This window comes from Bacillus sp. AFS001701 (assembly GCF_002559405.1).
Lineage (GTDB): Bacteria > Bacillota > Bacilli > Bacillales > Bacillaceae_G > Gottfriedia.
In genome coordinates this window covers 1-4,113 of the sequence record NZ_NTZO01000308.1, presented here as the reverse complement: position 1 = coordinate 4,113, position 4,113 = coordinate 1, and the positions used below count along the sequence as shown (strand labels likewise).

General features: G+C 31.1%; 3 protein-coding genes. All 3 read right to left on the bottom strand.

The features are described 5' to 3' along the window. The coding region (locus tag CN514_RS18655; protein ID WP_176525966.1) for a hypothetical protein at nt 1–420 on the bottom strand (420 nt) is incomplete at its 3' end. 233 nt (nt 421–653) lie between these two features. Then, entirely contained in the window at nt 654–980 is a 327-nt protein-coding gene (locus CN514_RS18650; RefSeq protein WP_098233893.1) for a hypothetical protein, read from the bottom strand. Nucleotides 981–1,867: 887 nt separating this feature from the next. Continuing rightward, nucleotides 1,868–3,934: a sigma-54 interaction domain-containing protein gene (locus tag CN514_RS18645; RefSeq protein WP_098233892.1), complete on the bottom strand. Its 2,067-nt coding sequence runs from the start codon at nt 3,932–3,934 to the stop codon at nt 1,868–1,870. Between the last annotated feature and the right edge of the window lie 179 nt (nt 3,935–4,113).

Sequence of the window (4,113 nt, the reverse complement as noted above, 5' to 3'; positions counted from 1 at the left end):
AAATGTATAATTTCCTGTATGCAGCTTAAAAAGTGGACCATCGGAATTTTCAAATTCAACCATATCAAATGATTTAACGTAACTCTTTAATTGGAAATTAAACTTTCCACCATCATGAATACTATCATCCAATATTAAAGTATTATTTGAAACTAATTGAGTACCTTTGTATAGGTTAATTTTTGTTATTTTTTTCTTGTCATAGTTACCATAAAAAGAAAGTGTAATTTGTTTTACTGGTTCAGCTTCGTTAAAAAACAAATAGTTATTTTGCTTTTCATTTGTACCTTCTAATTTTTTTACAATAGATTGCGTTGTATTTACTTTATGAGTATTTACCTTATGAGTATTTGAATTACATGCACTTAAGATGAGTAATAATGACGCAAAAAACACACCCAATATTTTTTTGTTTTTCAAAAATTGACCTCTATTCATTCTTTATTTATGTGACCAAAACCATTTTTCTGTTCCATCTTTATCATTAGCCTGACTTTTTAAAGTTGTATACGTAGTACTTAAAAAAGGTTTGTATTTATATTGATACTTTTCAACTTTTACTCTATTTGCACTCCATAATTCATAAACATTACCTTTAACAGCAGAAAATTGTACAGAATACGATTTTCCCCAAGTTTGTCCAAATGTTCCATTTAGATTAGCTTGAGCAATTTTTTTATACCAAATTCAGTTGAACCTGACAAACTATATTGTGTTTCTGATTGAGCTGTTACTGTAACTGAGGAATTTGAATTAACAGCATTATATATATCTTTATCCCAATTAGAATATTTATAAGAATAAGCATAGTAATTCCATTTATCATTTTGCCATGGCCCCATAAATTCTTTATAACCAAATTCAGAAGTCGATCCATATGTCACATTTGGTTTTGTAGTTGAAGCTGTATCTGCAAAAGCAGGTTTTACAGATCCTATAACACAAGCAACAGTCAAAATACTAGTTAAAATTTTTTTCATAAATTACAACTCCTATTTCTTCAAAATTTAGAAAAATATTCCTAAATTAAGAATACAAAAGAAAACCTTTCCAAAAATTTCAATAATCGAATAAAACGTTTCACTTTTGAAAATTCATTTTTATACCTCTCATTAATATATTTACAATTTTATAAACCCTAAGCCCTTCACTTCGTTACGGTCTATAAGTTAACTTTTCTCTGCATGGATAACCCAAAACCAGGGTTACCCACACATCCAAAAGTAAACTTATCATCCACTACCACTTAACCTCTATCCCCGATTCTAATATTCTTTTTATCTTTTTGTTTTTATGTTCTTGACTTTGACCTTAAAGACTTTTAAACTCAGCCATCGAGGAATGGACAACGGCTGGAAGGCAGACTAACCCCTTGTGAAAAAATGAGGTTAAAATCTGCCTTTCCATACAAAATAAATTTCTCAGCACTACTGAGTTATGGTATCCGTATGTATAGACGTTGCAACGACCGCCAGGAGTTCTCTCCTAACACATAGCTTATAGACTACTGTCTTACGGTGCGTCTCCACGCCCTACACCGTTCTCTTTCAAGTGATTCGCTATGTAACCTACTTAATCTAGTAATCTATGAAAGCATTAAAGATCAAGCCGTGAATCAGTGTCATAACCGCCGTCTACGAGTAACTGGTTAACTCCAATCGTACAATTATGTCTTGTTTGAACCCTTCAGTACTTTTTGCCATGAATGTCTTGGTTATCATCATTACTAGGTAACTCATTACCCTTAGGCTTTCTCTATGCAAGGCCTGTACCCTTTACATGGAAAATTAGTTACGTTGAGTTTTGGTTTCTTATCTCTTCCAATAATATTCGGTATTATCATTCCGTTAATCAACAAAATTTTTGGTTAATAGATATAATCATATTCAACTAATTTCCCCTTTAAGAAATATAAATAATCAGTACCTAAGGAAGTAATTTTTGTGCCTGCTCTTCCTTTACCTTTAATAACAAATCCTTTTTGTTCCATTGTATTTAATCGGAGTCTAATTTGCTGTGAGGTTAAGTATCTACCAATCTCCTCACTTCGAGCTGAAATGGCTTCTCTACTTGCTATCTTTCCTATGTCATTTAAATTTTTTATTGACTCTAGTATTGTAATGGATTCTTGTACCTCAAGGACACTACTTGGTAATTCATATTCCGTTTTTTCTATCGTCTTTAATCGATTAGTTTTTGTTTGAATATGATTAGGAAAATCTTTTAGCGTAATAATCCCTCCTTCACAGACAGTGAGCATGTAATCGAGTACTCCTTTTAGTTCCCTAATGTTTCCGTTCCATTCATGATGATATAATTTTTCTAAAACGTCTTTATCGATCATCACTTTTTTACCACTTTTTGTAACAAAATGATTTACTAACAAAGGTATATCCAATTTCCGAGATCGCAACGGTGGAATGTATAAATTTAAAACGTTTAATCTGTAAAACAAATCTGACCGAAATGAACCGTCAGCCATTTTAAGATGAAGATCTTTATTAGTTGCAGCAATTATCCGTACATTAATTGGAATAATTTTTCTACCTCCAATTCTGCGAATCTCTTGTTCTTGAAGTACACGCAATAAATGTGACTGTACGTTTAGGCTAATATCACCAATTTCATCTAAGAATAATGTCCCTCCACTTGCAATTTCAAACAACCCTTTTTTCCCACCTTTTTTAGCTCCTGTAAAGGTACCTTCGTCATAACCAAATAGTTCACTCTCTAATAAACTCTCCGTAAAAGCACTACAATTAACTGCTAAAAAAGGTCCATTTTTCCGATTAGATTGTTGATGCATAGCATGAGCAAAGAGTTCTTTACCTGTACCTGTCTCACCTTGGATTAATATCGGGTGCTCTGTGATTGCAAGTTTTTTGGCAATATTTTTACATGCTGATATGGATTGATGCTCGCCAATTATATCTTTAAAATCGTATCTAGCAAAAAAACCTTGATTTCTAAGCTCTCTTTGAGCAGTTTTTTCAATTTCAGAAGCTCTGTTTACACTTTTAAAAGTAGCTACAACTCTTTCATCATCTTTTATATAGAATCGATAGATGACTAAATCAATGTTATTGATGGAAAAAAATTTAAATTCTTCAAATCCATTAAAAATAAACTCCTTAACATTTTGCAGTTCAATAACATTGTCTACATGTTTTCCTAACGCATTCTCAATAGGTACTTGAAAAAGTAAAGAAAGTTTTTCATTAAATACCGTTATGTTTCCATAATTATCTAACGCTAAAATACCATCATCAACCGTATCTACAACATTTTGTAAATGCCTATTTACTTTTTTCTCATTTTGCTCTGCATGTAAAAGTTCTCTTTGCAATTCAATAATATTTCTAATATATTTTTCCGAAATTAATGATGAAATGTTTTTATTAAGGTTACAGATTTCAACAATTTGAAGTATAGCGGAGATATCAAAAAGACGAACTCCTATATCAATTACTTCTTTAATATAGGAAGGACTTAAATGAGTTTCACCAGGAGATACTGCAATGCTTATATTTGGATAATATAATTGATCATTTTTAAATGGGAAATATTCTACATGGTCGATTCCTAATTGGTAAAGGGACTGTATTAATTCAACCGTAGAATGAAAATCATCATTAACAACTAATACATTTGTCCCCTCCTCAATCCTTAATAGTTTTTCAACATTCTCATGATTAAGTGTTCTCTTTCCTACCATGACATGCTTACCACTCACTGTAGCTATTTTTTCAGTTTCATTCTTTGCTTCTTCAGAAGAAAAAAGAATTATATCGTCTTTAAACTCTAATAACTCACAGTCCTCAATTGCATAGGATTTAATATTTAAATAATCTTCTAGTAATAGAATTAACTGATTAGACAGAGCTTGTCTTGTTTTTTTACTCCCTGTAATCAAAGTAAGTGAGTTTTTCTTCATCTAATTCCCTCCAATCAGTTCTTTTTGGTTCTATTATACCACCCAAAAGAACCAACAAATCCAGAAAACACATAAATTTTCTTTAAAATTAGACTTTAAAACTTGGCACGCTATTTGCTTATAGTAGATTGTAGTAATTTTAATAGTTATTAAAATTCAAAAAGATAGGAGGGAATTTC